29 protein-coding genes are annotated in these 24,930 nt (G+C 62.8%); 20 read left to right on the top strand and 9 right to left on the bottom strand.

Annotation, left to right across the window (positions count from 1 at the left end):
* Position 1 precedes the first annotated feature (1 nt).
* The 13 genes from BN69_RS13480 (at position 2) to BN69_RS13425 (ending at position 13,089) form a co-directional block, all read left to right on the top strand.
* Positions 2–1,288 (top strand): MFS transporter, encoded by a 1,287-nt coding sequence (locus tag BN69_RS13480; protein ID WP_371212428.1) that lies wholly within the window; start codon positions 2–4, stop codon positions 1,286–1,288.
* A gap of 159 nt (positions 1,289–1,447) precedes the next feature.
* Positions 1,448–2,101, top strand: a complete 654-nt coding sequence (locus BN69_RS13475; protein ID WP_014892179.1) for a cytochrome c3 family protein — start codon at positions 1,448–1,450, stop codon at positions 2,099–2,101.
* A complete protein-coding gene (locus BN69_RS13470) occupies positions 2,089–4,971 on the top strand; it encodes a 4Fe-4S dicluster domain-containing protein (protein WP_083858762.1) in 2,883 nt (960 codons plus the stop codon). The genes BN69_RS13475 and BN69_RS13470 overlap by 13 nt, the downstream gene beginning before the upstream one ends.
* The gene (gene nrfD / locus BN69_RS13465) at positions 4,968–6,371 is read left to right on the top strand and encodes an NrfD/PsrC family molybdoenzyme membrane anchor subunit (RefSeq protein ID WP_014892177.1); all 1,404 of its coding nucleotides are present in this window, start codon (positions 4,968–4,970) and stop codon (positions 6,369–6,371) included. Before BN69_RS13470 ends, nrfD begins: the two co-directional genes overlap by 4 nt.
* Complete coding sequence (locus tag BN69_RS18540) at positions 6,368–6,901, top strand: DUF3341 domain-containing protein (RefSeq protein WP_014892176.1); 534 nt, start codon at positions 6,368–6,370, stop codon at positions 6,899–6,901. The genes nrfD and BN69_RS18540 overlap by 4 nt, the downstream gene beginning before the upstream one ends.
* Positions 6,898–7,383, top strand: a complete 486-nt coding sequence (locus BN69_RS13455) for a c-type cytochrome (protein ID WP_014892175.1) — start codon at positions 6,898–6,900, stop codon at positions 7,381–7,383. The genes BN69_RS18540 and BN69_RS13455 overlap by 4 nt, the downstream gene beginning before the upstream one ends.
* On the top strand, positions 7,380–8,417 hold the full coding sequence (locus BN69_RS13450; RefSeq protein ID WP_014892174.1) for a hypothetical protein: 1,038 nt from the start codon (positions 7,380–7,382) through the stop codon (positions 8,415–8,417). Before BN69_RS13455 ends, BN69_RS13450 begins: the two co-directional genes overlap by 4 nt.
* A gap of 5 nt (positions 8,418–8,422) precedes the next feature.
* Positions 8,423–8,983, top strand: a complete 561-nt coding sequence (locus BN69_RS19880) for a hypothetical protein (RefSeq protein WP_014892173.1) — start codon at positions 8,423–8,425, stop codon at positions 8,981–8,983.
* Positions 8,928–9,596, top strand: coding sequence for an SCO family protein (locus BN69_RS13445; protein WP_244435095.1), 669 nt, complete (start codon positions 8,928–8,930; stop codon positions 9,594–9,596). Before BN69_RS19880 ends, BN69_RS13445 begins: the two co-directional genes overlap by 56 nt.
* Positions 9,593–10,549, top strand: a complete 957-nt coding sequence (gene coxB / locus BN69_RS13440) for a cytochrome c oxidase subunit II (RefSeq protein ID WP_014892171.1) — start codon at positions 9,593–9,595, stop codon at positions 10,547–10,549. The genes BN69_RS13445 and coxB overlap by 4 nt, the downstream gene beginning before the upstream one ends.
* 2 nt (positions 10,550–10,551) lie before the next feature.
* A complete protein-coding gene (locus BN69_RS13435) occupies positions 10,552–12,165 on the top strand; it encodes a cytochrome c oxidase subunit I (protein WP_014892170.1) in 1,614 nt (537 codons plus the stop codon).
* A complete protein-coding gene (locus BN69_RS13430; RefSeq protein ID WP_014892169.1) occupies positions 12,158–12,799 on the top strand; it encodes a cytochrome c oxidase subunit 3 in 642 nt (213 codons plus the stop codon). Before BN69_RS13435 ends, BN69_RS13430 begins: the two co-directional genes overlap by 8 nt.
* Positions 12,796–13,089 carry a hypothetical protein gene (locus BN69_RS13425; protein WP_014892168.1) on the top strand — a complete coding sequence of 98 codons (294 nt, stop codon included), beginning with the start codon at positions 12,796–12,798 and terminating at the stop codon, positions 13,087–13,089. The genes BN69_RS13430 and BN69_RS13425 overlap by 4 nt, the downstream gene beginning before the upstream one ends.
* Positions 13,090–13,187: 98 nt before the next feature.
* Here the strand turns inward: BN69_RS13425 and BN69_RS13420 are convergent, their stop codons facing one another.
* The 3 genes from BN69_RS13420 to BN69_RS13410 all read right to left on the bottom strand — a co-directional run bounded on the left by BN69_RS13420 (position 13,188) and on the right by BN69_RS13410 (position 15,065).
* Positions 13,188–13,520, bottom strand: coding sequence for a hypothetical protein (locus tag BN69_RS13420; protein ID WP_244434949.1), 333 nt, complete (start codon positions 13,518–13,520; stop codon positions 13,188–13,190).
* Positions 13,521–13,717: 197 nt separating this feature from the next.
* Entirely contained in the window at positions 13,718–13,906 is a 189-nt protein-coding gene (locus BN69_RS13415) for a photosynthetic reaction center cytochrome c subunit family protein (protein ID WP_158491322.1), read from the bottom strand.
* Between the two features lie 196 nt (positions 13,907–14,102).
* Complete coding sequence (locus BN69_RS13410; protein WP_014892164.1) at positions 14,103–15,065, bottom strand: PDR/VanB family oxidoreductase; 963 nt, start codon at positions 15,063–15,065, stop codon at positions 14,103–14,105.
* 275 nt (positions 15,066–15,340) lie between these two features.
* Here BN69_RS13410 and BN69_RS13405 point away from each other — a divergent pair, with 275 nt between their 5' ends.
* From BN69_RS13405 to BN69_RS13395, 3 genes are read left to right on the top strand one after another with little or no spacing between them, the layout of a single operon-like run.
* Complete coding sequence (locus BN69_RS13405) at positions 15,341–16,996, top strand: SagB/ThcOx family dehydrogenase (protein WP_014892163.1); 1,656 nt, start codon at positions 15,341–15,343, stop codon at positions 16,994–16,996.
* The gene (locus BN69_RS13400) at positions 16,993–18,690 is read left to right on the top strand and encodes an AAA family ATPase (RefSeq protein WP_014892162.1); all 1,698 of its coding nucleotides are present in this window, start codon (positions 16,993–16,995) and stop codon (positions 18,688–18,690) included. The genes BN69_RS13405 and BN69_RS13400 overlap by 4 nt, the downstream gene beginning before the upstream one ends.
* A gap of 16 nt (positions 18,691–18,706) precedes the next feature.
* Entirely contained in the window at positions 18,707–19,309 is a 603-nt protein-coding gene (locus BN69_RS13395; RefSeq protein ID WP_014892161.1) for a DUF938 domain-containing protein, read from the top strand.
* 120 nt (positions 19,310–19,429) lie between these two features.
* On the opposite strand, the gene BN69_RS13390 is transcribed toward BN69_RS13395, so the two are convergent.
* Genes BN69_RS13390 through BN69_RS13380 form a run of 3 tightly spaced genes read right to left on the bottom strand, consistent with a single transcriptional unit; the run spans position 19,430 to position 20,345 of the window.
* The gene (locus BN69_RS13390; RefSeq protein ID WP_014892160.1) at positions 19,430–19,891 is read right to left on the bottom strand and encodes a hypothetical protein; all 462 of its coding nucleotides are present in this window, start codon (positions 19,889–19,891) and stop codon (positions 19,430–19,432) included.
* On the bottom strand, positions 19,888–20,106 hold the full coding sequence (locus BN69_RS13385) for a type II toxin-antitoxin system HicB family antitoxin (protein WP_014892159.1): 219 nt from the start codon (positions 20,104–20,106) through the stop codon (positions 19,888–19,890). Before BN69_RS13385 ends, BN69_RS13390 begins: the two co-directional genes overlap by 4 nt.
* On the bottom strand, positions 20,103–20,345 hold the full coding sequence (locus BN69_RS13380; RefSeq protein ID WP_014892158.1) for a hypothetical protein: 243 nt from the start codon (positions 20,343–20,345) through the stop codon (positions 20,103–20,105). The genes BN69_RS13385 and BN69_RS13380 overlap by 4 nt, the downstream gene beginning before the upstream one ends.
* Positions 20,346–20,425: 80 nt before the next feature.
* On the opposite strand from BN69_RS13380, the gene BN69_RS13375 reads away from it, so the two are divergent.
* The 4 genes from BN69_RS13375 (at position 20,426) to BN69_RS13360 (ending at position 22,513) form a co-directional block, all read left to right on the top strand.
* A complete protein-coding gene (locus tag BN69_RS13375; RefSeq protein WP_014892157.1) occupies positions 20,426–20,758 on the top strand; it encodes a monooxygenase system ferredoxin subunit in 333 nt (110 codons plus the stop codon).
* Positions 20,759–20,814: 56 nt separating this feature from the next.
* Complete coding sequence (locus BN69_RS13370; RefSeq protein WP_014892156.1) at positions 20,815–21,129, top strand: hypothetical protein; 315 nt, start codon at positions 20,815–20,817, stop codon at positions 21,127–21,129.
* A gap of 80 nt (positions 21,130–21,209) precedes the next feature.
* On the top strand, positions 21,210–22,079 hold the full coding sequence (locus tag BN69_RS13365; RefSeq protein WP_014892155.1) for a xanthine dehydrogenase: 870 nt from the start codon (positions 21,210–21,212) through the stop codon (positions 22,077–22,079).
* Positions 22,080–22,090: 11 nt separating this feature from the next.
* Positions 22,091–22,513, top strand: a complete 423-nt coding sequence (locus BN69_RS13360; protein WP_014892154.1) for a group II truncated hemoglobin — start codon at positions 22,091–22,093, stop codon at positions 22,511–22,513.
* A gap of 122 nt (positions 22,514–22,635) precedes the next feature.
* Here BN69_RS13360 and BN69_RS13355 read toward each other — a convergent pair whose 3' ends face one another.
* From BN69_RS13355 to BN69_RS13345, 3 genes are read right to left on the bottom strand one after another with little or no spacing between them, the layout of a single operon-like run.
* The gene (locus BN69_RS13355; protein WP_014892153.1) at positions 22,636–23,253 is read right to left on the bottom strand and encodes a glutathione S-transferase family protein; all 618 of its coding nucleotides are present in this window, start codon (positions 23,251–23,253) and stop codon (positions 22,636–22,638) included.
* A 40-nt stretch (positions 23,254–23,293) separates the two neighbouring features.
* Positions 23,294–23,590 carry a ferredoxin family protein gene (locus BN69_RS13350; protein ID WP_014892152.1) on the bottom strand — a complete coding sequence of 99 codons (297 nt, stop codon included), beginning with the start codon at positions 23,588–23,590 and terminating at the stop codon, positions 23,294–23,296.
* 31 nt (positions 23,591–23,621) lie between these two features.
* The gene (locus BN69_RS13345) at positions 23,622–24,929 is read right to left on the bottom strand and encodes an FAD-dependent oxidoreductase (RefSeq protein ID WP_014892151.1); all 1,308 of its coding nucleotides are present in this window, start codon (positions 24,927–24,929) and stop codon (positions 23,622–23,624) included.
* Between the last annotated feature and the right edge of the window lies 1 nt (position 24,930).

Below are 24,930 nucleotides of genomic sequence, written 5' to 3'. Positions count from 1 at the left end.
AATCATCGCGCCGGCGCCACTGCTGGCGCGTGACGCGCGCCAGGCGCGACAGCGGGGACTGGCGATCGCGGCGCTGATTGTCGCCGGGGAATCGGCTTTTCTGCTGCCCTTCGTCTTGGCGCGCGTATTCCGGCCGACGCTCCTCGATGTGTTCGGCGCGACTAATCTCCAACTCGGCGCCGCCTATGCGGTTTATGGCGTCGTAGCAGTGGCCGCGTATTTGTTCGGCGGCCCGCTCGCCGACAAATACCCCGCACGCACAATGTTGACTATCGCATTGACGTCCACCGCCGTCGGCGGCCTTGTGATGATGGCGATTCCGTCCCCGTCGGCACTGGCGATCTTATATGGGTACTGGGGAATCACCACGATCACGCTGTTCTGGGCGCCGTTGATTCGCGCCACGCGTGAGTGGGGGCTCAACTATTCCCAAAGCCGCGCCTTCGGGTTGCTCGAAGGCGGCAGAGGCGCGCTGGCGGCCGTCATGGCGTCGACCATGGTGGTTCTATTCGCCGCGCTGCTGCCCAACGACAGCGAGACGGCCAGTCTCGCGCGGCGCACGGAATCATTGCGACTGATCATACTGCTGTTGTTCGCGATGACCTGCGGAGCCGCCTTGCTCATCTGGCTGGCGCTACCGGAACGCAGAACGCCGGCGCCGCGAGCGGTCTCGATAAGCGACATCGCGCAGGTGTTCGCCATGCGGTCGGTCTGGCTGCAGGCTGCGGTGATCCTGTGCGCCTACGTGGGCTTTAAGGCGATCGACGACTTTTCGCTGTACGCGAATCAGGTCATCGGCCTGAATGAGGTAGAGGCGGCGCGGGTCGGCGTCGCATCGCTCTGGATACGACCGGCTGCGGCCGTTGGCGCCGGCTATTTGGCTGAGCGGTTTGGCGCGCCCCGCATGATCGTCGGCTGTTTCGTGCTTCTCGCAGCCGGGAACTCCGTGCTGGCTTCCGGCGCGATCGGCGCGGGCATGGTATGGACGTTTGTTTTGACGATCGTCTTTACCAGCATCGGCGTCTTCGCGCTGCGCGGCCTGTATTTCGCGATCATGCAAGATGGCAAAATTCCGATGGAGCACACGGGGAGCGCGGTTGGATTGCTATCGGTGGTCGGCTACGCGCCGGATATTTTTATGGGACCGCTCATGGGTTATCTGCTCGACCAGTGGCCCGGGGCGGCGGGGCATAATTACCTGTTCTCGGTCGTCACCCTCTTCGCGACGCTCGGACTGATCGCCAGCTACATCTTCGCGCGGCGCGCCCAACCTCAGACCGTCCCGTGAGCCCTAAACCCTAAGCGCCGGTCCGATCCTCTCCCGCAGCGCCATCGCCCCTTGAGCCACGGCGCTTGCCGCAGGCGCGTGCTGAACCACCTGTAGGCTTGGTCTAGCCGCCGCCGAAGGGCGCGCCTGGCGGAAGCGGAGCGATTCTTGGGGCGACTCATGGGCGCAGTCTTTCGACCCGCCGCGAATTTGTGGGCTTCGCTGGCGCTCCTTCTGTTGGCGCTCGCTCTTGTGGCGTTTTCGCTTGTGGTTTGGCTTTGGCCGAACAGCGATTCTGCGCGACGCGTGAATTGGGCTCCCGCGCAGCCGGTCCCCTTCAGCCATCAACATCACGTCAGCGGATTGGGGATCGACTGCCGGTATTGTCATAACGCCGTCGAAGTTTCCGCCAATGCCGGCATGCCGCCCACTTATACCTGCATGACCTGCCATTCGCAGATCTGGACCAACGCCGCATTGCTTGAGCCGGTGCGCAACAGTCTGAAGGACGGCCGGCCGCTGGTCTGGCGCCGTGTGACCGACGTTCCGGATTTCGTCTACTTCGATCACAGCATTCATATCGCCAAAGGCGTCGGCTGTTCGAGCTGTCACGGCGACGTGGCCAATATGGCGCTGACCTACAAGGCCAAATCCTTGACGATGCAGTTTTGCCTTGACTGTCACCGTGATCCTGGCCCGCGCCTTAGGCCAAAAGACAAGATCTACGACACCAGTTGGACGCGCGACGCGACCACGCCCGCGCCTGAGGTCCTGCGCGCCCAATACGGCGCGCCGCAGAGAAACCTGACGGACTGTTCGATATGTCACAGGTGAATGCGCAATGGCGTAGCCTCGAGGAGCTTGCGCAAGACGCGAACGTCCTGTCGCGGATCGAGCAGGAGTTTCCCATGCTCGGCGCCGCGCTAACGGCGCCGCGCGACCGCCGCCAAGCGTTGGCGCTCATGGCCGCCTCGTTGGCGCTTGCCGGCGCAGGACTTAGCGGATGCGACGGCGCGCCGGAAGGACAGTTGATTCCAGCCGTTCGCATGCCGCCCGGCGTCGTTCCTGGCATGCCGGATCATTACAGCGCCGCGCATATCGAGGGCGGCTACGCCGCCGGAACCGTCGTCAAACATTTCATGGGGCGGCCGATCAAAGTCGAAGGAAATCCCTTTCACCCGGCCAGCCTCGGCGCGACGAGCCCGATCGCGCAGGCCGAGCTCCTCGACTTCTACGACCCGCGCCGCTCCTGGGGCGTAATGCAAGCGAATCTTCCGCGAAGCCGATCGGCGCTCGAGCAAGCGCTTGGCGAACAGCGTGACAAGCTGGCGGCGACGGGCGGCGCGGGGTTCGTCATTCTGACCGGCGCGTCGACGTCGCCAACGCTCGCCGCCCAATTCGACGCGCTGAGAAGATCCTATCCGCAGATACGCTGGCTGCACTGGGAGGCGATCGGGCGCGCAAACGTCGACAGCGGCGTCGCGCTGGCCTATGGCGCGCGCCTTGAACTCAACCCACGCCTCCAAAACGCCGACGTCATTCTCGCCATCGACAGCGATCTCTTGAGCGCCGCGCCGGGCCATCTGCGCATCGCGCGCGAATTCGCGGCGCGACGAAACCCTACGCGGGCGCAAATGAATCGGCTCTACGCGATCGAAGCCACGCCGTCGCTCACCGGCGCCGTCGCCGACGAGCGCTTTATCGCCGGACCGCGAGAAACGCACCGCATCCTGCTTGCGCTCGCCGGAGCGTTGCTCGGCGGAGCGCCCGTGGAAAATCCGCCATGGCTCGACAGGATCATATCGGATCTCAAGGCCCATCGCGGGCGCGCCTTCATTCATCTTGGACCGGATCACGCGCCGGAAGCGCATGCGCTCGTATGTGCGATGAACGAGGCGCTCGGCGGTCGCGGCGCGGTATACACGCTCGTCGACGCCGTCACGCACGCTTCGTCCGACGACTCGCTCTCCCTCGCGACGCTTGTCGCCGACATGCGCGCGGGTCGGGTGAACTCGCTGCTGATCGTCGACAGCAATCCTGTCTATGCCGCTCCCGGCGCCCTCAACTTCGTGGAGGCTCTGGGTCGCGTGGACTTCAGCCTGTGCCTCAGCGCAACGCCAAACGAGACGACCGCCGCGTCGCTCTGGGCCGCGCCGATGATTCACCCGTGGGAAGGCTGGGCCGACGCGCGCGCCTTCGACGGAACGGCGAGCGTGATGCAGCCGCAGGCCTTGCCCCTGTTTCAGGGCGTCGAAGCGCATCAACTGCTGGAGCTGCTGCTCCGGCCTGATCCGCCGAGCGCTCTCGATCTCGTGCGGCGAACGTGGAAGGATCGGCTGGGGACGAACGTCGACGACGCATGGGCCGACGCGCTGGCTCAAGGCGTCATCCCCAACAGCGCCAGTCCGGTGAGTCATCGGCCGCTGCGCGACGCGGCCGCGCGCGCGCGGCTCCCCGAGCCGTCCCCAGCCGCGACGGTCCTATTGTTTCGCCCGGATCCCTATCTCCTCGACGGCCGCTATGCCGACAATCCATGGCTCCAGGAATTGCCGCGGCCGCTCAGCAAAATAAGCTGGGGCAATCCGCTCTTGATATCGCCCCGGCGGGCGCGTGAGCTGTCGCTGGCGAATGGCGACGTCGTCAGGATCACGGTCGACGGCGCGCACATGACAACGCCGATCGCCATTGCCCCGGGCCAGTCGGATGATTGCTTCGTCGCCCTTCTTGGATTCGGTAGACGCCACGCGGGCCCCGTGGGGCAAAATGTCGGCGTCGACTTCTTCAAGCTTGCGGGGCGCTCGTGCGGCGCGCCGGACATACAAAAAACCGGCGCTACAGAAGAGCTGGCGAGCACGCAGCGCCATGCCACGATGTTCGACGAAGGCGGAGTCTTCGCGCGAAACGGCGTGCTGTCGCAGTTCCTCGCAGATCCTCAATTCGTTCGACGAAGCGATGAACCGCGGCCTTCCTTTTATGAGTGGCGGCCGCAGGGTCCCGCGGCTTGGGGCATGAGCATCGACCTCAACGCCTGCATCGGCTGCAACGCCTGCGTGGTCGCCTGCCAGGCGGAAAACAATATTCCGGTGGTCGGCAAGACCGAAATGCTGCGCGGGCGCGAGATGTACTGGCTGCGCATCGACCGCTATTACGACGGCACGCCGGAGTCGCCGAAGTTCAACTTTCAGCCCGTTCTCTGCATGCATTGCGAGGAAGCGCCTTGCGAGCCGGTCTGTCCGGTCGGCGCAACGATGCATGACGCCGAAGGGCTCAATGTGATGGTCTACAACCGCTGCATCGGCACGCGCTTCTGCTCGAACAATTGCCCCTACAAGGTTCGTCGCTTCAATTATTTCGACTTCGCGGATGAAGAACGCCGGGCAATCGAATCACGAAATCCCGAGGTCACCGTACGCGCCCGCGGCGTGATGGAGAAGTGCACTTTCTGTCTGCAACGCATCGCCGCCGCGCGCATCGTCGCCGATCGCGAGGGCGAAAAGGCGTCCGCAGTCGTGACCGCATGCGAAGCCGCCTGCCCGACGCGGGCCTTCACCTTCGGCGATCTTGCGGCCAAGGGGAGCGAGGTCGCCGCGCGTCGCGCCGGACCGCTGTCATACGCGCTGCTGGCGGAACAGAATACAAAGCCGCGCGTCACCTATGAAGCGCATATTTTCAATGTCGATAAAACTCAAGAGACGCCGAAATGAGTTTGTTCCAGGCCCATTCGACGCTCGCAGTCTTCGCGGACGACGGACGTCCGCACGCGAACGATCCGATCGTTGCGCCGGAGCAGACCATATCGACGATGACGGCGATGATATGCGCGCCGCCGCTGCGGGAAAAATGGCCGCTATGGTGGAAGCTCAGTCTGGCCGCGGCGCTGCTCTTGGTCGTTATCCTCGCCATCGCCATCGGCTGGTTGTTTTATGCAGGCGTCGGCGTCTGGGGCATCGACTGGCCGGTGGTCTGGGGTTTCGCGATCATCAATTACGTGTGGTGGATCGCCATCGCTTCGGGCGGAACCTTTATCTCGGCGCTCTTCTATCTCGCCGAGGTCGAGTGGCGCAACGCGCTCAACAGGATCGCCGAGACAATCACCATCTTCGCCGCCGCTTGCGCGGCCATCTATCCGATTTTGCACCTCGGACGGCCTTGGCTGTTCTACTGGCTGTTTCCCTATCCGAACGTAATGACCGTCTGGCCGCAGTTCCGAAGCCCTCTGCTTTGGGACTTTGTGGCGATCCTCACCTATGTCGTCGCCTCGATTCTCTTCTGGTATTTCGGCCTCGTTCCAGACCTTGCGACCATGCGCGACAAGGCCGACGCGCCGCATAAGCGCCGCTTCTATGGCGTCCTCGCCTTGGGGTTCCGTGGCTCGGAAAACACATGGCGCTACTATCATGTCGGTTATGGTTTGCTGGCGGCGCTGATGGCGCCGCTCGTCATTTCGGTGCACAGCATTGTCGGCCTCGACTTCGCCGGCGCTGCGACGCTTGGGTGGCATTCGACGCTGTTCCCGCCCTTCTTCGTGTTCGGGGCGTTGCTGTCAGGTTTTGCCGCAGTGATGCTGGTCGCTATCCCGGTGCGTCGGCTGCTTGGCCTCGAGGATTTCATCACCGGCCGACACTTCGACATTCTCGGCAGGCTTCTGCTGACGAGCAGCCTTTGCGTCGGCTACGCCTATCTGATGGAGGCGTTCACGACCTTCTACGGGCCCGACGCGGCGGAGAAGCGGCTTTTCGTCAATAAGGTCGCGGGCGAGTTGGCGCCGATCTATTGGGCGACGATCCTCTTCAACGTGTTGACGCCGCAATTGATGTGGTGGCGGCGCGTCCGACTTAACGAACTTCTCGTCGTTATCGTCAGCCTCGCCGTGATCGTCGGCATGTGGTGCGAGCGCTATGTCATCGTCGTGATGAGCTTGCGGCGCACGCATCTGCCTTCCGCTTGGGGCGGCTATACGCCAACGATCTGGGATTGGCTCACGCTTTTCGGCACTGTCGGTCTTTTCATCGCCGGCCTTCTGATCGCCATTCGCCTGTTGCCGACGGTTTCGATGTTCGAAATGCGCGAAGTGATCCTTCGCAACGTGGGGCGAGATCGATGAGTCCCGAGGACAAAGCGCTAACGGCGCCGAATGGTCTGGCGGCGACCTTCCTGTCGGAAGAAGCGTCGGTCGCGGCGCTCGCACGCCTGGACGAAGCGAATGTTGGCGAGACGCAGCTCTTCAGCCCCCTCGCGCCGGAGCGGACGCCCCGGCCGACGCGTCTCCCCGCCGTCGCGCTCGCGCTGGGTCTGCTCGGCGCCGGCGTCGCCTTCGGCCTGCAGACCTATGCAAATGTCGTCGCTTACCCGCTGGATATCGGCGGGCGTCCGCCGTTTTCCTGGCCTTCGTTCATCCCCATCGCTTTCGAGGTGGGCGTCTTGTCCGCCGTGCTCGCCACGATCATTGCGGCTGGCGCGCTCTGCGGCTTCACCCGCTATTACGACTCCGTCGATAAAACCAGGGCCATCCGCGACGCGATGATCGATCGTTGGGTGATCGTCGTGCGCGCGGTCAATTCCGACGCTTTGGCGCGGTCGCGTGACATTATGCAAGACTGCGACGCGCGCATGATAGAAGAGGCCGAGCTGTGAACCGGGCCATCGCCGTCATCGCCCTTTGCGTGCTGGGCGCCTGCAGCGACATGAGCAATCAGCCCAAGCAGCGAAGCTATTCGCCGCTCGTTGGGCCAGCACAGACGCCGCCCGGCGCCGTCGCCTTTCTCTATCGCGAACCGAGCGCGCCACCACTGACGCTCGCGCTCATCGAGCGGGGGCAGCAGCGCTATCGAATATTTTGCACGCCCTGTCACTCCGAGCTCGGCAACGGCCAAGGCATGATTGTCCAGCGCGGCTTTCCAGCGCCGCCCTCCTATGACAGCGAACGACTGCTCCAAGCGCCGACGCGCCATTTCGTCGATGTGATCGCTCAAGGCCACGGCGCTATGTATTCCTATGTCGCGCGCGTGCCGCCCGCCGATCGGTGGGCGATCGCCGCCTATATTCGCGCCCTGCAAAAAAGCCAGAATGCGTCGGCGACCGACCTTGCAGCCGCAAAAGCGGAGACCGCGCCGTGAGCCGCATCCTCCTGATCCTGGTTTGCGCCATGGGCTATGCCGGGGCCTTTCTCGGATGGGCGTTGGCGCCGGGGAGTTTTGGATTCGCTTGGCTGACGGCGCTCAGCATCTGGATCGCCTGGCCGCTCGGCGCCATGGCGCTGATGCTGATTCACGCGCTGACAGGCGGCCGCTGGGGAAAGGCCGTTCACGGCGTCCTCGCCGCCGGCGTGCGCAGCGTGTTTCTCGCTCCGCTGTTCGTCGTTCCTTACGCGCTGACAGCCAATCTGGTCTATCCGTGGCTTCAAAGCGGCGCGCCGCAGTTCGACAACGCGCCCTATCTGAATGGTCCCGCCTTTGTGCTTCGCGGCGTGATCTATCTGCTGATCTGGCTCATTCTCGCCGTGCTCGTCACGCGCGCCAACGATGACGCCAAGGAGCTCGCGGGGCTTGCGCCGGCAGGGCTCATCCTTCTCGCGCTGACGACGACCTTCGCCGTCATCGACGCCGTCATGTCGCTTGATCCGACTTTCGCCTCCAGCCTCTTTGGTCTCGGCTTCATCAGCGAGATTGGCGCGCTCGCTCTCTCCGCCGCGACGCTCGCCCTCATATTTTCGTCCTCGCCAGACCTCGAGGCCTTGCGCCAGCTTGCGCGCCTGCTTCTCGCCTTGGTCATGCTGTGGAGCTATCTGGCGCTCATGCAACTCATCATCGTCTGGCAATCCGATCTGCCGCATGAGGTCGCTTGGTATCTCCCGCGCTGGCGCCAGGGCTGGGGCGTGATCGCCGGGCTTATCGTGCTTACGCATTTTGTCGCGCCGTTCTTCACGCTGCTCTCGGCCAAAGCGCAACATTCGTCGAAGGCCGTGGGATTCGCCGCGGCGTCGACCATCGTCGGCGGCATTCTTCATCAGTTCTGGCTGGTGGCTCCGGCGGCCGGGGCTCGTTCAGGAGTGATCTCACTGCTTACGATTTCAGCCTTGCTGGCCATGGCCTGCACGTCGGCGCTGGCCCCTCGGCTGACCAAGCGAATTCGGACCTGGGTCGAGGCGTGAGCGCAATGGACGAAAAAGACCTTGCGCCAGCTTCGCACGAAGGCAGCGATATCAGCGGCGGCTTTATCGCCATCGGCTTCGCTTCGACGATCCTGGGCATCATCTTTTTGGCCCTTGTCGCATGGGCGCTCTATCCCGACGCCATGATTGACAGGACGATGAATTTGCCGCTGCCGTCATTCCCCGAGCCGCGGCTGCAGATCGATCCGGCGGAAGACTGGACGGACTTTCACCGACGCGAATTGACGCGCTTGAACAGCGCAGGCTGGATTGATCAGGCCAAAGGCGCAGCGCATATTCCAATTGCTGCAGCGATGCGAAAGATCGCACAAGAAGGCATCGCGGATTGGCCGGCCCCCGCGCCCCTCACTTCTCCGTCACCAAAGGAGAATGCGAATGAAGCCGCTTCTTACGCTGCTGGCGTTGCTGCTTCTCAACAGCCTCCCGGCCTATGCGCAACGGACGCCGGACGTCACGGGCGTTGCATACAAGCAGAAGCTCGGCGCGCGCCTGCCGTTAGAAAGCGCATTCACCGACGCGGACGGACAAGACGTTCGCATTGGTGATGCGTTCGATCGCGCGCCGGTCATTCTCGTGCTCGGCTACTTCCATTGCGACAAGCTCTGCGGCGTGACGCGCCCCGCGCTGTTGCGCGCGGCGCGAAAAGCGGGATTGTCGGCGGGCTCTGACTATGTCTTCATCGCGATCAGCATCGATCCGACAGAAACGGCCGACGCCGCACGACAGGCGCGCGAGATCGAATTCGACGCGGCGTCGCCGATCGGCGCGTCTGAGGGAATTCACTATCTTACCGGAACCGCGGAAAACATTCGCGCCGTAGCCGAGGCTGTCGGATTTAGCTATCGCAGCGGCGCGCGATCGCAGAGCTTCGTTCATCCGATCGGCGCCGCTATCATTACGGCGCACGGCGTCGTTTCAAATTATCTCTCCGGCATTGGCTCCTCTCACGAAGAGGTGCGCGGCGCGATCGAAGCCGCCGCGACGCAGAATGTTGCGCCGCGCGCATCTCCGGCGCTCTTGCTCTGCTTCGATTTCGATTCGACGACCGGCCGATACACATTCGCCATCATGAAATTCCTGCGGATCGGCGCGGTCGGTATGGCGCTCGCGCTCGCGGCGATGATCTATCGCGAGTTCCGCAAAGGCGCGCGCGCATGAATGGCTACTGGCCAAGCGCCACGGTCGAAGGACGTGAAGTCGACGTTCTGCTCCTCGCGCTTTTGCTGGTGTCATGCGCGGTTCTCGCCCTCGTCTTCGGGCTCATCCTTCTCTACATGATTCGATATCGCGCCGGCAGCGGCGCCTCTCGCGGCGCGCGCTCGCGCAAGACCTGGCGTTTCGAGATCGGCTGGACAGTAGCGACGCTGGCAATCTTCTTCGCCCTGTTTATTTGGGGCGGCGATCTTTACGTGCGCCTTTTCCAGCCGCCCAGCGACGCCTTGCAGATCTACCTCGTCGGCAAGCAATGGATGTGGAAGGTCGAGCATCAGGGCGGCCAGCGCGAGATCAACGCGCTACACATACCGATCAACCGGCCGATTCAGCTCGTAATGACTTCGGAAGACGTCATTCATGATTTTGCCGTGCCGGCGTTTCGCATCAAACATGACGTTTTGCCGGGCCGCTACCAAACCCTCTGGTTTCAGGTCGACACGACCGGCGTCTTCCAGCTCTTCTGCACTCAGCTTTGCGGCGTCGGCCATTACACGATGACGGGAGAGGTCGTCGCCATGTCGCAGCCGGATTTTGAAAAGTGGCTGGCAAGCGGCGCAGGGCCTGAAGGCCACGAAGACATGGCGGCCGCCGGCAAAGAACTCTTCACGGCGCATGGATGCGCCGGCTGTCACGGCGAAGGCGGGGTGGGCGGATCGCCGGAGACGACCGGCGTAGCCGCGCCGGCGTTGAGCGGACTGTATGGCCGCTCCGTCAAATTGCAGACCGGCGCGACTGTAACGGCGGACGATAAATTCATCCGCGACTGCATCCTTACGCCCGACAAGACGCCGGTCGCCGGCTATCAGCAGATCATGCCGTCCTTCTCAGGACAGATCAGCGACGAAAAAGTGCTGCGGCTCATCGCCTATATCAAATCGCTCAAATCGGGGAGCTGAACATGACGCATTCGGCGGCGCATGTTTCCTATCTTGAAGATGGCCATACGCTGCGCAGCTGGCTGCTGACGACCGATCATAAGCGCATCGCGATTCTCTATCTCGTCGCGATCACCTTCTTCTTCTTCGCGGGGGGCGTCGCCGCCTCTCTCATGCGCTATAATCTGATTTCTTCGCATGGGCTGCTCGGGTCGGCCGAGACATATAATCGGCTTTTCTCGATGCACGGCATATTGATGGTGTGGTTCTTCCTCGTCCCGGCCGTGCCGGTGACGCTGGGCAATTTTCTGACGCCGCTGATGCTGGGCGCCCGGGACCTCGCCTTTCCGCGGCTCAATCTGCTGAGCTGGTATCTGTTCATAGCTGCAGGCTTCGTCGCGCTCTACGCCGTCGTGGCCGGCGGCGTCGACACCGGCTGGACGTTTTATACGCCACTGACGTCTCTCTACTCGAAGGGACATGTCGTCGCCGCGATCATCGCCATCTTTATCGCCGGGTTTTCGTCGATCGCGACGGGACTCAATTTCATCGTTACAATCCATAAGCTCCGCGCGCCCGGCATGGGCTGGTATAGAATGCCGGTCTTCCTGTGGTCGCTCTATGCGACCAGCGTCATCCTCGTCCTCGCGACTCCAGTGCTCGCGATGACGTTGCTGTTGCTGGCGTTTGAACGCATTTTTGGGATTGGCGTCTTTGATCCGGCGATCGGCGGCGATCCGCTGCTCTTTCAGCATCTCTTCTGGTTCTATTCGCATCCCGCCGTTTACGTGATGATTCTTCCGGGCTTCGGCGTCATCAGCGAGATCGTGCCGGCGTTCTCCCGCAAGGAGCTGTTCGGCTATAAATTCGTCGTCTGGGCGAGCGTCGCGATCGCCGTTATCGGCTTTCTCGTCTGGGGTCATCACATGTTCGTCGCCGGAACCTCGCTCTTTTCGGCCATCGTCTTTTCGCTGCTCAGCTATATGGTTGCGGTGCCGTCAGCCATTAAAGTCTTCAACTGGATCGGCACGATGCACAAAGGCTATATCCGCTTCGACTCGCCGATGCTTTACGCAATCGGCTTCATCGGCCTGTTCACGACGGGCGGACTGACCGGCCTCTTCGTCGCGGCGCTCGCCGCCGACGTGCATCTCACGCAGACCTATTTTGTCGTCGCGCATTTCCATTATGTGATGGTCGGCGGCATGGTTTCGGCCTATTTCGCCGGTCTTCATTTCTGGTGGCCGAAAATCACCGGGCGTCTCTATCCGGAGATGTGGGGCCGCGCCGGCGCGATCACCATCTTCGTGGGTTTTAACCTGACGTTCTTTCCTCAGTTCGTGCTGGGCTATCTCGGCATGCCGAGGCGCTATTTCGCCTACCCGCAACAGTTCGAAGCGCTGAACCTGCTGTCTTCCGCCGGCGCCGTGGTGCTCGCCATAGGCTATCTTCTGCCGCTGGGCTATCTCACCTGGTCGCTGCTTTATGGAGAACGCGCATCGGCGAATCCCTGGGGCGCGACGGGGCTCGAATGGACGACGCCATCTCCTCCCCCCACGGAAAATTTCGCCGTCACGCCGATCGTCACGCAAGCCCCCTATCAATATGAGCAAGCGGAGGCTGTGAGCCATGAGTGACGCCGCCGCTCACGAATTTCAGTTCTCGAGCGCAGAACATCAGCGCGAAACGGCGATCTCGGGGGTTTGGCTTTTTCTCGCGACCGAGGCGCTGTTCTTCGGCCCGATCTTCCTTGCGTGGATCTATGCCCGTCTCGCCGATCCAAGCGCCTTCGACGCCGGCGGCCGACAAACCGAGCTGACGATCGGCGTGACGAATACGGCGCTGCTGATCGCGAGCAGTTTCGCCTACAGCATCGGCCTCGCCTGCATCGAATTCGGAAGCCGTCGCGGAATGGTTGTGTGGCTGCTGATCGCCTGGGCGCTCGGCGCCGCTTTCATCGGCCTCAAATTCGGGGTGGAATGGCGAATGGATCTCGAGAAAGGTCTGTTCCCAGGCGCGAACTTCTCAGTCCACGGACCGTCGCGAAGCGGCGCCCAGCTCTTCTTCGCCTTCTACTTCTTCAGCACGGCGCTTCATGGCGTTCATCTTCTCGTCGGACTTGCGCTTCTCGCCTGGATTATCTCGAAGGCGCCGCGGTTCACCGCGGAGCGCCATAATTCCGTTCGCGTGGTCGGACTCTATTGGAGCTTTATCGATATCATCTGGCTTATTCTGTTTCCGCTCATCTATCTCGTCGGACGGGCCTCATGACCGCAGTCGTCCTTCGTCTCATCTCGGTCGCGTCGCTGATGTTTGCGCTGCTCGCCGCAGAGCTTGCCGCGACCTTTTCCTTCCCGGGTTGGGGACGCAGCGGCGTCGCGGTCATCGCGGCGGCGATGGTCGGCATAGCCGCGTTCGGATTCATGGACCTGCGTCAAGAAGGCGTTGTCGTCCGGTTGTTCGCCGCCGCAGCGCTTTTGTGGCTCGTCATTCTTCTCGGCCTCGGCGCCCTCGATCCGATGACGCGCACACTTTATCCGACAGTCATCGCCGTCCCCTAGGGCCTTCGGATCGGACCCAACGCCATCACGCAAATGGCGGCTCTTGATCCGCCGTGTGCGGCGCGCCGCTTCGCCGCGACGTTTTTGAAGACGCGCGCCTAGCTTCCGGCCGGAACGAGCCAGTCTTCGGCTGGCGCATAGCCCTCGCCGACGGCCTTGCGATAATGCATCGTGAAGCCGCTGATCGCCTTCCGCAGTGCGTCGCCTGGCGTATCCGCCTCCGACACGCAGCTCCAAAAGGGGCTCGGCTGGCGCGGCGTCTTGATTGCGTGGCTCAGGCGATAGGCCGTGCGCGAACCCCAGGTCCGGCGCAATCGAATGGTGACGACAGTTTCGAGCGTCCCGATCCGGATCATATAGGCGCCTTCGTCGTCTTGCCTTTCAACGACGCTGACGCACTCATCTTGCAGCGCGCTGTCCACTGTGCACACGGCGTCATCCTCCCTGCTTTGCGCCCAGCGAAACGAAAGCAAAGCTCCAAACTGCCGGTATTGAGACGTGCGCGACCATCCTTGTCAAAAATGGCTAAAAAGCGCCCGGCCGACGTGGCCGTCGGCCGGGCGAAAGCCGACGGTCAGCGCGCGGCCTTGCCGCCGAGTTTGGGGAAGTCCTTCGACTTATTCTAACCTTAAAGCGGTTTGCTCACGCCCAGATGACAGGTCCCGCAATTGTCCTTCGCGCCAGCGCTGAGCGGCCCTAAACAATTGACAGGATTGAGCGAATTCAGCGTCTCAAAATAGACGGCGTTCACCTCGCGCATCATCTGCAAACCTTTCAAGGCGGTGGTGGCGCTGCGACGCACGCTGAGCCATTCCAAGAATTCGATCATTGTCGTAGAAGGTGCAATTCACCGCCGTAGCGACGGCCCTCCTAGCCCACGCCAATCGCTCCAGCAAAGCAAGAACGCGAGGCCTGTCCGAAGGCCTCCCGGCAGGCGGCGTGATCGCCTCGATCGGCGAAATCAATGGCGCGACTGTCTGCGTCCGCCGCGCGACGACGTCGGCGTGCGGCGTTTAAAGATTCAGCACCAGCAGGTCGCTCTTGGCGCGCGAGACGCACGCCAGGAAAAAGCCGTCCGCCTTTTCCTGATCGGAGAGACGCTTGTCGCGATGGTCCGCCTCGCCTTCAATAACCTGGATCTTGCAGGCTCCGCACATGCCCTGTTCGCAGGACGTGGGAATCTTCACGCCCTGCTCCTCGAGGAAAGCCGTGACGGTCTTGTCGCCGGGAACCTTATAAACGGCGCCCGTGCTGGCGATCTTGACTTCGAAGACCTTGTCGAGCACGGCCGGCGGAACTTTCGCGGTGAATCTCTCGACGTGGATTCGCTCCTTCGCCCAACCTTTCTGCTCGGCGAGGTGGATGATCGGATCCTGCCACCAATCCACGCCGCAGATGAAGAGCTGCGTCTCTTCCGGCTGATCCTGCAGAAGGGTCACCGGATTGAGCAGCTGATTGAGTTCGCTGGCCTCATAATAATATTTCGTATTCTCCGCGAAATTCGATGTCGCGATCATCTCGCTGAATGAACCCGGCGACATCATTGCGTAGACGTAGTGCAGATCGAAGGGAATGTCCTGGCGCTTGAGGTGGTCCGCGATGCTCAGGATCGGCGTCACGCCGATGCCGCGCGCCATCAAGATCGCGCGTTTCGTTTGCCGCGGCACGCGAAACCGATTTCTCGGCAAGCCCACCTGCAATTTGTCGCCGACATTCACCAGCGTATGCAGCGCCTTTGAGCCGCCGCGGCTGTTGGCGTCGTTCCACACGCCAATGACGTAGCGATGGCGTTCCGCGGCGCTGTTGCACAAGGAATATTGCCGCACCAAGCCGCCGGGAAGCGTGACGTCGACATGCGCGCCAGGCGAGAAGGCGGGCAGTTCAGCGCCGGTGGGATCGACCAGCTCGAACGAGGCCATATTATGGGCCTCGTCCGTCTTCTTGGTCACTGTGACTTCACGCAGAGTATCGTCCATCGCGTCGTCCGATCAAGATGCGGAACAGAGCGCAGAAAGTAGCAAGAAGCATACCCTTGGGTCGCCGCAGACCCGAGCCGCGCCGGACGGACAATGTCAGCTATCGGCCAAAAGCCTGGGGTTGCGTCTCCACTATGCGATGTTGTGCGACACGTCTTGTCCGCCCTCTCGGCGCAGTCCTCCGCGGATCTGTAAAAGTCATTGACCTCATTGGCTGTTCTCAACCCACCAAACTGGGCGCCCTTCTTGAATTAAGAGGTCGACGAGGAGGCCGCATGGCTGAAGCCGAGATCGAACTCCGTACTCTGAACGACCGAATGCGAGACGCCGACGCCCTGCCGAGCGACATCCGCGGCTATCACCGGCGCACGAAACATGCGCCGACGCGCTATGCGCTTGGGCCGGCCTTTCTCGATTGGACCTCGCAGCCCTCGCCCTTCCGGCGCTTCGACGGCGCGCCGCGGATCGAACTGCCGCTGCGCGATCGCGAGGAGACCGCGCCTTTCCCCGGCCCTGCATTGCGCCCCGCCCTGCTCGACCGCATGGCGCTCGGCCTGTTCCTGGAGCTCGGCTTCGGGCTAAGCGCGTGGAAAAGTTACGAAGGCTCGACATGGGCGCTGCGCAACAATCCCTCTTCCGGCAATCTGCATCCGACCGAAACCTATCTCCTCGCTAACGCCGCCGAGGGACTCGGCGAGACCGCCGCGCTTTATCACTATGCGCAGGAAGATCATGCGCTGGAGCGGCGCGCTGGCTTTGAAACGCCAGTCGTTCTGCCCGAGGGCGGCTTTCTGCTCGGACTGAGTTCGATCCCCTGGCGCGAGAGCTGGAAATATGGCGAGCGGGCGTTTCGCTACTGCCAGCTCGACGTCGGCCATGCGATCGGCGCCGCCGCGCAGGCCGCCGCCGCGCTGGGCTGGCGCGCGCATCTTTTGTGCGAACCCGGCGACGCCGACATCGCCGCGCTGCTCGGCCTCGATCGGCCGGACGCTTCTCATCGGCGCGAGGAGGAACATCCCGACGCGCTCTTGTGGATCGCCGCGGATGGGAACGCGCCTCCCGCCATCGACGTCTCGAACCTTGCGCGCGCGTCGCGAACGTGGACGGGCGCCGCGAATCGCTTGAGCGAAGATCACGACGGCTGGCCGCTTGTCGACATGGCGGCGCGGCTCTGCGTCAAGTCGCGAACGCCGACGATGGAGCGCGCGGCGCAAATTGCGCCCAAGCCTGCCTTCCCCTTCCCGTTGCCCGACATCGGGCGCGTGGTGCGGCGTCGGCGCAGCGCGCAGCGTATGGACGGCGTCGCCCGCCTCTCACAGGAGGCGTTTCGCGCCATGCTGACGTCGACGCTTCCGGGCGCCGAGCCTTGCATGGCGCCCTTCCCCTGGCCGCCACGCCTGAATCTGCTGCTCTTCGTGCATCGCGTCGAGAGCGTGGAGCCTGGTCTGTATCTGCTGCAGCGCGACGCTGACACCACGGCGCGGCTGCGCGAGATGTCGGCGCTGGCGTTGCTTTGGACGCCCATCGAGATCGGACCGCTTAAACTCTTTCGCCTGCGGCAAGGCGCCGTCGAACGCGAGGCGAGCATGAACGCCTGCCGCCAGGCGATCGCCGGCAAGGGCTGTTTCGCCGTCGCGATGATCGCCGATTTCGATCGCACGCTTCAAGAGGACGGCGGCTTCGGCTATCGCCGGCTGCATTGGGAGGCCGGCGCGATCGGCCAGGCGCTCTATCTCTGGGCCAGCGCCACCGGCCTCTCCGGCACGGGAATCGGTTGCTTCTTCGACGACGAGATCCACGCGATGCTGGGTCTGTCGCCAGAGCAATACGCCTTTCAGGACGTCTACCACTTCACCGTCGGCGCCGCGCTGGAAGACCAGCGCATGCTGACGCTCCCCGCCTACCCTGAAGAGATGCGCGAGCGAACATGAACATCCAAATCGAAAGGCCGCATGTCGAAGCGCTGATTGCGCGCTTTCCCGCCCATTCGGGGCTCTCGTCGCAACTGCGTTTCGGCGACAGAGTCGAACTCGATCTCGCGCATCTCTCCGGCGCCGAATTCGATTTCCTCGAAGAACTCTATCAGCAATCGGGTCCCGAATTGCGCGCCAGAGCCGCGCAGCTCGCGACGCTGCGCTCGGCGCTCGAATCGCAGGGCAAACGCTTCGAGGCGGGCGATCTCGAAGACGTGTTGCCGGCGCTGGTGAAATATCTGACGACCGACGGGCTGCGCGGCTGGCTGTTCACGGCGAGCGTCGCCGCGAAGGCGCTCCCCTATGTCGTGACGCGTTTCGACTATGTGCCGGCCTCCAACGACGAAGCCGGCAAAATTCTCGTGGAATTGAAGGCCAACGCCAAGGGCGCGCTGCAAACCAATCTCATGCGCATCATGGCGCCCGATATCGTCGGCCGAACGATCAGCGAAATCCTCGCCGCCAAGGGCTTTTTGCGCGAGACGCCGGCCTTGATCGAGGCCTTCGACGCGGCGAGCGAGACCTATTTCGATTGGCGCGGCCGCTATGGCGCGCAGTTCTCCGGCAAGGGCTCCGGCTTTCACGCCGAAGACCCAAATGCGACGCATCGCGACACCGATTGGACGCGCAAGGACGTCATCGTGCTCTCGACGAGCGGCGGCGAGGCGCGACTCGTCAACGACGAGGCGGTGCTCTCGGCGCGCAGCCTGACGCTGGAGGCGCCGGGCGACGTGCTCGGGCATTTCCTGCGCAAGGCGGGCAAGAGCAACAATTTCTCCGGCGAGGACGAGATCACAGAGCTGCGCAAGCAGATTCCGCCGGGACTCTTCACGCAGATTCCCGTGCATCCCTACATTCTGATGTTCCATCTCGATCTGCATCATCACGTCTGGGTGCATGTCGACGAGATGCGGCGCTATCGCTATCAGCCCGAGTTGAAGAGCAAGCTGGTGCTGCCGGAAGAGCAGACGGATCTGATCGACATACTGACCGCCGAAATGGACGTGCTGATGGACGACATCGTCCAGGGCAAATCCGGCGGCACCACGGTGCTTTGCGCCGGCCCGCCCGGCGTCGGCAAAACGCTGACCGCGGAAGTCTATTCGGAAATCATCCAGCGTCCTTTGTACCGCGTGCATTCCGGGCAATTGGGCCTCAATGTCTCCACGATGGAGACGGCGCTGAAGGAGATTCTAACCCGGGCCCAGCGCTGGGGAGCGGTGATGCTGATCGACGAGGCCGACGTCTACATCAAGCGCCGCGACGACAATATCGCGATGAACGCCGTCGTCGGCGTCTTTCTCCGCGTGCTCGAATATTTCAACGGCCTGCTCTTTCTGACGACGAACCGCGTCGACGACATCGACGAAGCGATCGTCTCGCGCTGCATCGCGCTGATCAAATACAACCCGCCCGACGCTGACGCGAAGCGCCGTATCTGGCGCGTGATGTCCGAGCAATTCGCGCTCAAGGTAGATGATGCGCTCATCGACGAACTCGTCGAGATTTTCCCCGCCGCCACGGGCCGCGATATAAAGGGGTTGGCGAAGCTCACGGCGAAGTTCTGCCACCAGAAGAATGTGCCGCCGAGCCTCGCCGTCTTCCGCCGCTGCGCCATTTTCCGCGGGCTCGACACGGCGCATGCGGCATAGCGGTTAGGACGTGAGCATGGATGAGGCGCGGCTGAAGTCGCCCTCGGTCGCGCGCAATCGCGAAGCGATCCTTGACGTGCTGCGTCCGCTCCTGCCGCAGCAAGGCGTCGTGCTCGAAATCGCCAGCGGCTCGGGCGAACACGCGGCGTTCTTCGCGGAAAATTTGCCGCATCTCGTCTTTTGGCCTTCCGATCCCGACGCCGCGGCGCGTCGCAGCATCGCGGCCTGGCGCCAATCGCTCGGTCTCGCCAATCTTCGCGCGCCATTGGCGCTCGATGCGCGCGAGGACGATTGGCCCCTCCACGCAGCCGACGCGATCGTCTGCATCAACATGCTGCACATCTCGCCCCGGTCGGCGACGGAAGGCTTGTTCAGAGGCGCGGCGAGAATCCTCTCGAGCAATGCGCCGCTCTATCTTTATGGCCCCTATCGGCGCCAGGGCGTCGAGACGGCGCCGAGCAATATTGAATTCGAGGCTTGGCTGAAGGCGAAAGATCCGGGCTTCGGACTGCGCGACTTGGAGGCTGTCGCCGACTGCGCCGCGCGCAACGGATTCGCGGACCCTGCCGTCCTTGAAATGCCGGCCAATAATCTCAGCGTGATCTTTCGCCGCGCGTAGATCACGCTGCATTTGAGCGGAATCGCCCAAATGCAGATAACGTGATCGATATCCAATGTTTGAGCGCGCTCTATGCGAAAAACCGGTTCCCACTTTTTCGCAGCGCGCTCCAAGCCCGTTTCAGCCGTCGAATCCGCCGGACAGTCGCTCGCGCCAGCGCTCGCGAAAGGCGTTCGCCATATCCTCGCTCGCAAAGGCGACCTCGATCGACCATTCCGTGGTGCGCGTCTCGTCAGGCCAGGTCCGTTCCGCGCTACGCCAGAAGATGTTTGGCCAGTCGGGATTGCGCTGCGGCCTGCCGCTCTCGCGCGACGACGGCCGTCCGACGCGCGCAATCAGCCAATCCATGATCTCCGGCCGAAAAGCGGCGCCAAAAAACAGCCCGTGCCGACCCATGCGGTCGGGCGTGCGAAAGATGAGCTGATTGAGCCAGGCGAAAGCCGGCGGATCAGGATCATTGTGAAAGCAACGCAGCGCCAGCAGCCGGAACCCCATCGGAACGGAAAGCGCCGGCACGGCGTTGATGCAGCCCGCAGATTCCTGCAGCGCCGCCGTGTCGGAGTCATGCGTTTCCGTCCTCACGCGCTCTCCCCCCGCGCCTCTGGCGGCGGCCGGTCGACCGCCTTTAGCGCATCGAGCACGGCGATCAGCGCGCGGCGCCCATCCTCCACCGCCTCCGCCTGCGTATCGCCGACGCCAAAGCAGCCGGGAATCTCCGGATAAGACACGACGTAATAGCCGCCCTCCTCTGGCGGTCCACGGCTCAGCTCCGTTCGATAGACGGGCGCCTCGCTCATTTGTCCAACTCGTCCATGAGGTCCACCATCGCGACGAAGGCCTTCACGTGAACGCTTCTCACCTGCGCCTTCATGGGGATGGCGACGCAATTGGGCACCGAAGGATGCGTGAACACGACATGCGTTCCCGTCACCTTGCGGAACTTGATCGCATATTGCGAGGCGGTGATTTCGAAATCGGCGGGCGTCCAGGCGCCGGCCGGATCATTGCGAAACGCCTCCAAGCGCTTGTTATGCACGGCGTCGCCTCCCGTGGGTCACGGCTCGAATCTTGCTCGCCGTCGATGCAAATTCGCAGCCAGCCTTACGGAGCGCCTTCATGTTCGTTCGGGTCTGCAAGGAAGACACAATCATGGAAGGCGGAATGCGCGTCGTCATCGCCGACTCGCAACTCATCGTTCTCGCCTGGCCGGAAGACGGCGTCGTAAAGGCGTTTCAGGGAGTCTGTCCGCATACCAACGTCCCCCTGGCGGACGCCGATTTCGACGGGACGACGCTGACCTGTCCGCTGCATTTCTGGTCGTGGGACCTGAACAGCGGTCAACCCACCCACGAGCATGCGACGCCGCTCGCCGAATATCCGGTGCGGATCGAAGGCGGCGTCGTCTATATCGACGCCGAAGGCGTCGCGCCGATCTTCGCGGAGCCCTGAGCGACGCTGGTCCGTATATTGCGAGACGGCGGTCGCGCAAGGGGAGGTGGGCGAGCATGGCGGTGGATCTGAAGACCGATTGGACGAATGAAGATCTCGCCAGGCTGATGGCGTCCGTCGAAGACGACCGCGACTGGCGTCTTGAGGTCAGCGCCGCGGGCGTCGCCGATCTTAGCGACAAAACCGCCAATCCCACCGGCTCCGATTACGACGAAACGCTGCACTGTTTCTTCGAAACCTGGATGCAGGGAACTGACTTCGTCGGCGCATCGGCCGCCGCCGACAAGACGCTCGTCGGAAAAATCGCAACCGCGCTGCGCGAAAATTATCCAGAACTCAAGGCCGGCAAATTCATTTACGTGGCTTTGTAGCGCATTCGGCGAGGCGGCGAAGCCGCGCGCCGCTTCAGTCGCTGGCGTGCGTCTTGCTTTCGCCGAGTTGCGAGGGGACGATGACACAGGTGCGATTCTGCGAATTTCTGTCCAATCGAAGCGCGCCCTTCGTGATCGTTTTGGGCGCGAATGAGATTGCTTCCGCGGTTGCTGCGCGTCTGACGCGGGAGGGCTACCGCGTCGTGCTCAGTCACGACGCCTACCCACCCGTAATTCGGCGTGGCATGTCATTCCACGACGCTCTTTTCCAAGATCGCGCCGAGGTCGACGGCATTCAGGGCTACCGCGGCGAGACTGCGCTGGAAATCATACGGGTGTTGACGGTGACCGGCGTCGTCGCCGTGACCTCGCTGCAATTGACCGATCTCCTCGCGCTCCGCACGCCCGACGTGTTAATCGACGCGCGAATGCAAAAGAACCGCATGACCACCAATCTGCGCAAGATCGCGAATCTCGCCATCGGCCTTGGCCCGCATTTCGCTGCCGGGCTGAACTGTGACGTCGCCATCGAGACGCATCCCGACCATGCCGGCGACCTCGTCGAAACCGGCGAAAGCCGGCCCAACGACCATGTTCCACGCTATCTTGGCGGCGTCGGCCGCGGCCGCTTCGTCTATTCCGCCCGAGATGGCGTTTGGCGCACGCCGCTCGACGTCGGCGCCAGAATCTTCAAGGATTACCTCCTCGGCCTCCTCGACGGTCACCGCGTCCTTTCGCCGATGGACGGCTTCCTGCGCGGCATCGCCCGCGACGGCGTCGTCGTGCCGCAAAACGTGAAACTCGTCGAGGTCGATCCGCGCGGACGCGCCGCGACTTGGACGGGCACCGACGAATATGGGCGCGCCATAGCGGACGCCGCCTATCGCGTGATCGCCAGGGCGGCCCACGCACGCCATTGGGCGCGGCCCGTCACCGTAAGTTATCACTGAGGCGCGAGTCCGTGACGACCACTATCGACCACAGCGTATCCATATACGACCGCATCGGCGGCTTCGACACGGTCGACCGGCTCGTCGACGCTTTCTACCGCAACATGGACGAATTACCGGAAGCGCGCGGCATACGCGCCGTTCACGCCGACGATCTTGGTCCGACGCGCGCGATCTTGAAGGTCTATCTGGCCGAATGGCTCGGCGGCCCGAAGGACTATTCCGCCAAGAAGGGACATCCCCGCCTGCGCATGCGGCATAGCCATTTGCGCATCGGTCCGGCGGAGCGCGACGCCTGGATGCTATGCATGAACGGCGCGCTGGATGCGACGATCGAAGACGTCGGCATACGTGAAGGCCTGCGCGAAAATTTTGCAAAGCTGGCCGATTGGATGCGCAATGATCCGGACAATGCGCATGACAAGCGCCACTGACGGCAGCGGCGCGCCCGCCAATGTTGGGGCGCGCGCGCTGTCGGCGAAGCTGGCAGCGCTGTCGTAAGGCATGGAAAACCGCGCGCCTCTCACACGGCCCCCCGCCAAGCGCGCGCCTCGGATCAGCTGCGATAGCCCTCCTCGGCGAGGACCTGCCGGACGGCCGGGCGCGTTTTCATAAGCGCGTAATGCGCCTGGCAATTGCGCGGCAGCGTCATGCCCGTCTTGTCGGCCCAAAACTCCACATAGAACAGCGCCGCGTCGGCGACCGAAAACCCGCCGGCGACATAATCCTTGCCCGCGAGTTCCGTATCGATCGCGATCAGCGCCGCCACGACGATCTCGCGTCCTTCGGCCTTGATCGCCTCGATGTCGGCCTGCCGCCCGGCATAGCGCTCCGGCGTGAACACGCGTCGAAAGCCTTCGCCGTGGATATGCTGAACGCAAAAATGCATCGCGGCCAACGCCGCGTCGCGCGCATCCGCGCGCTCCGGCAGGAGCTTGCGGCGTGGATAGGCCTCCGCAAGCCATAGGGCGATCGAGTAAAAATCCGTCAACGCGACGCCGTCGTCGCGCAGGAGAGTGGGGATCGTCCCATTCGGGTTGATCGCCAAATAATCCGGCTTGAGGTGATCGCCCTTGACCAGATTGACGATATAGGCCTCGAAGACCAGCCCGATCTCTTCGAGCAGGATGTGTATGCCCGTGGAGCAGGATCCGGGCGTCATGTAGAATTTCATTCCCGGCACGCCTTGCGCGTCTGGTCGGCGTCGATCGATCTTAGCCGAATTTGAACAGCACGCCGTAGCCGCCGCGCGGATAGTTCCATTCGATGTCGCCGCTCGGCTCGGCGATGATCCGGCAGGTGCCGCATTCGACGCAGCCGTCCGTCGTGATCTCGACTTGCCCGGTCGAGTTCATTTCGTAGCAGTGCGCCGGACAGACGTTCAACAGGCTGAGCAGTTGCGGCGAGGGCGTGGTGTGCGGACGCACCTTGATGTGGGCGCGGCCGGCGTCGACGAGATAGCGATTGAGGTAAAGCTTGTCCTCTACCCGGACGGCTGCTTCTGCGCTCATTGTCCTTCTCCGTTGCTCGAGCGTATCCCAACTACCTCCACGCGCGCGCCAGCCGAAACGCGTCGCCGACCAGTCCGGTCAGCGAACGCGCCGCGACGAAGGAGCGGAACGTGGTCTTCTCTTTTTCCCGCTTTGTCGTGCCGTCGACGCGCAGGAAATTCGTCATCGCCTTGGAGACGAGTTGCGGATAGGTCAGGAAGAAGTTCTGCGCCTGAATGTGAAGCAGGTCCGGCATGTCGCGATACTTCTTCAAATCCTTCATGACGAAGGATTCGTCGAGCATCTTCTTGTAGAGCGCCAGGTTCTCCTTGGTCATCGGATCGCGGCGCGATTTGATCTGGAAGATCGCTTCCGCGGCGAGCCGTCCGGACGTCATCGCCAGATTTGAGCCTTCGCGATGCACGGCGTTGTTCAACTGCGCGGCGTCGCCCACCACGACCCAGCCGTCGCCATAGAGCTGCGGGATCGCCTTGAAACCGCCTTCGGGGATCAGATGCGCGGCGTATTCCTTGACTTCCGAGCCCGCGATGAGCGCCGCCACCGATGGATGCTGCTTGAACTTTTCCAAGAGCCCATAGGGCGTCTGCCCGGTCTTCTCGAAGTCCGCGACGAGACAGCCGATGCCGAGCGAGATCGATTCCTTGTTGGTGTAGATGAAGCCCATCCCGGTCATGCCTTGCGAGATGGTGCCGACCGCCTCGATCACCGCGCCTTCGTCGCCCTGCAGATTGAAGCGGGCTTCCAGGGTTTCCTGCGGCAGGAAGTGCATTTCCTTCACCGCCAGAGCGACGTTGTTCTTGTCCGGCGTCTTGCGCAGTCCGGCTCGCGTGCCGAGCAGACCGCTGACGCCTTCCGCGATCACGACGACGTCGGCGCCGACCTGCCCGTTCTTGCGGTCCGTGCGCACGCCGATGACTTTTCCATAGGCGTCCTGCAACAACTCCAAGACGGTTGTTTCGCACAGCACGACCGCGCCGGCCTCCTGGACCTTCTTGGAGAACCATTTGTCAAATTGCGCGCGGATGATCGTGTAGCGGTTGGGACGCTCCTCGTTGAATTCGTCCGAGCGGTAATGGAGACCCGTATGGGCGTTGTCGTCCATCATCCAAAAGCGTTGCTCGACGAGATGGCGCTCCAACGGCGCGTCCTCGCGGAAATCCGGCACAAGCTTCTCGAGCATGTCGGAATAGAGGATCGCGCCCTGCACATTCTTGGAGCCGGAATATTCGCCGCGCTCCAACTGCAGGACTTTGAGGCCCTTACGCGCCAGCGTCAGGGCGGCGGCGTTGCCGGCCATGCCCGCGCCAACAACGATCGCGTCGAATCTTTCTTCGATCATG

The organism is Methylocystis sp. SC2, from assembly GCF_000304315.1.
Taxonomy (GTDB): Bacteria; Pseudomonadota; Alphaproteobacteria; order Rhizobiales; family Beijerinckiaceae; genus Methylocystis.
The sequence above is the reverse complement of the archived record's forward strand: the minus strand, read 5'-3'. Positions and strand labels throughout refer to the sequence as shown.

Excerpts from the sequence above, each read along its gene's own strand:
- BN69_RS13475 (WP_014892179.1), top strand. The coding sequence starts at position 1,448 with ATGGGCGCAGTCTTTCGACCCGCCGCGAATTTGTGGGCTTCGCTGGCG.
- BN69_RS13470 (WP_083858762.1), top strand. The coding sequence starts at position 2,089 with ATGTCACAGGTGAATGCGCAATGGCGTAGCCTCGAGGAGCTTGCGCAA.
- nrfD (WP_014892177.1), top strand. The coding sequence starts at position 4,968 with ATGAGTTTGTTCCAGGCCCATTCGACGCTCGCAGTCTTCGCGGACGAC.
- BN69_RS18540 (WP_014892176.1), top strand. The coding sequence starts at position 6,368 with ATGAGTCCCGAGGACAAAGCGCTAACGGCGCCGAATGGTCTGGCGGCG.
- BN69_RS19880 (WP_014892173.1), top strand. The coding sequence starts at position 8,423 with ATGGACGAAAAAGACCTTGCGCCAGCTTCGCACGAAGGCAGCGATATC.
- coxB (WP_014892171.1), top strand. The coding sequence starts at position 9,593 with ATGAATGGCTACTGGCCAAGCGCCACGGTCGAAGGACGTGAAGTCGAC.
- BN69_RS13435 (WP_014892170.1), top strand. The coding sequence starts at position 10,552 with ATGACGCATTCGGCGGCGCATGTTTCCTATCTTGAAGATGGCCATACG.
- BN69_RS13430 (WP_014892169.1), top strand. The coding sequence starts at position 12,158 with ATGAGTGACGCCGCCGCTCACGAATTTCAGTTCTCGAGCGCAGAACAT.
- BN69_RS13425 (WP_014892168.1), top strand. The coding sequence starts at position 12,796 with ATGACCGCAGTCGTCCTTCGTCTCATCTCGGTCGCGTCGCTGATGTTT.
- BN69_RS13410 (WP_014892164.1), bottom strand. The coding sequence starts at position 15,065 with ATGGACGATACTCTGCGTGAAGTCACAGTGACCAAGAAGACGGACGAG.
- BN69_RS13405 (WP_014892163.1), top strand. The coding sequence starts at position 15,341 with ATGGCTGAAGCCGAGATCGAACTCCGTACTCTGAACGACCGAATGCGA.
- BN69_RS13400 (WP_014892162.1), top strand. The coding sequence starts at position 16,993 with ATGAACATCCAAATCGAAAGGCCGCATGTCGAAGCGCTGATTGCGCGC.
- BN69_RS13395 (WP_014892161.1), top strand. The coding sequence starts at position 18,707 with ATGGATGAGGCGCGGCTGAAGTCGCCCTCGGTCGCGCGCAATCGCGAA.
- BN69_RS13385 (WP_014892159.1), bottom strand. The coding sequence starts at position 20,106 with ATGAGCGAGGCGCCCGTCTATCGAACGGAGCTGAGCCGTGGACCGCCA.
- BN69_RS13375 (WP_014892157.1), top strand. The coding sequence starts at position 20,426 with ATGTTCGTTCGGGTCTGCAAGGAAGACACAATCATGGAAGGCGGAATG.
- BN69_RS13370 (WP_014892156.1), top strand. The coding sequence starts at position 20,815 with ATGGCGGTGGATCTGAAGACCGATTGGACGAATGAAGATCTCGCCAGG.
- BN69_RS13365 (WP_014892155.1), top strand. The coding sequence starts at position 21,210 with ATGACACAGGTGCGATTCTGCGAATTTCTGTCCAATCGAAGCGCGCCC.
- BN69_RS13355 (WP_014892153.1), bottom strand. The coding sequence starts at position 23,253 with ATGAAATTCTACATGACGCCCGGATCCTGCTCCACGGGCATACACATC.
- BN69_RS13350 (WP_014892152.1), bottom strand. The coding sequence starts at position 23,590 with ATGAGCGCAGAAGCAGCCGTCCGGGTAGAGGACAAGCTTTACCTCAAT.
- BN69_RS13345 (WP_014892151.1), bottom strand. The coding sequence starts at position 24,929 with ATGATCGAAGAAAGATTCGACGCGATCGTTGTTGGCGCGGGCATGGCC.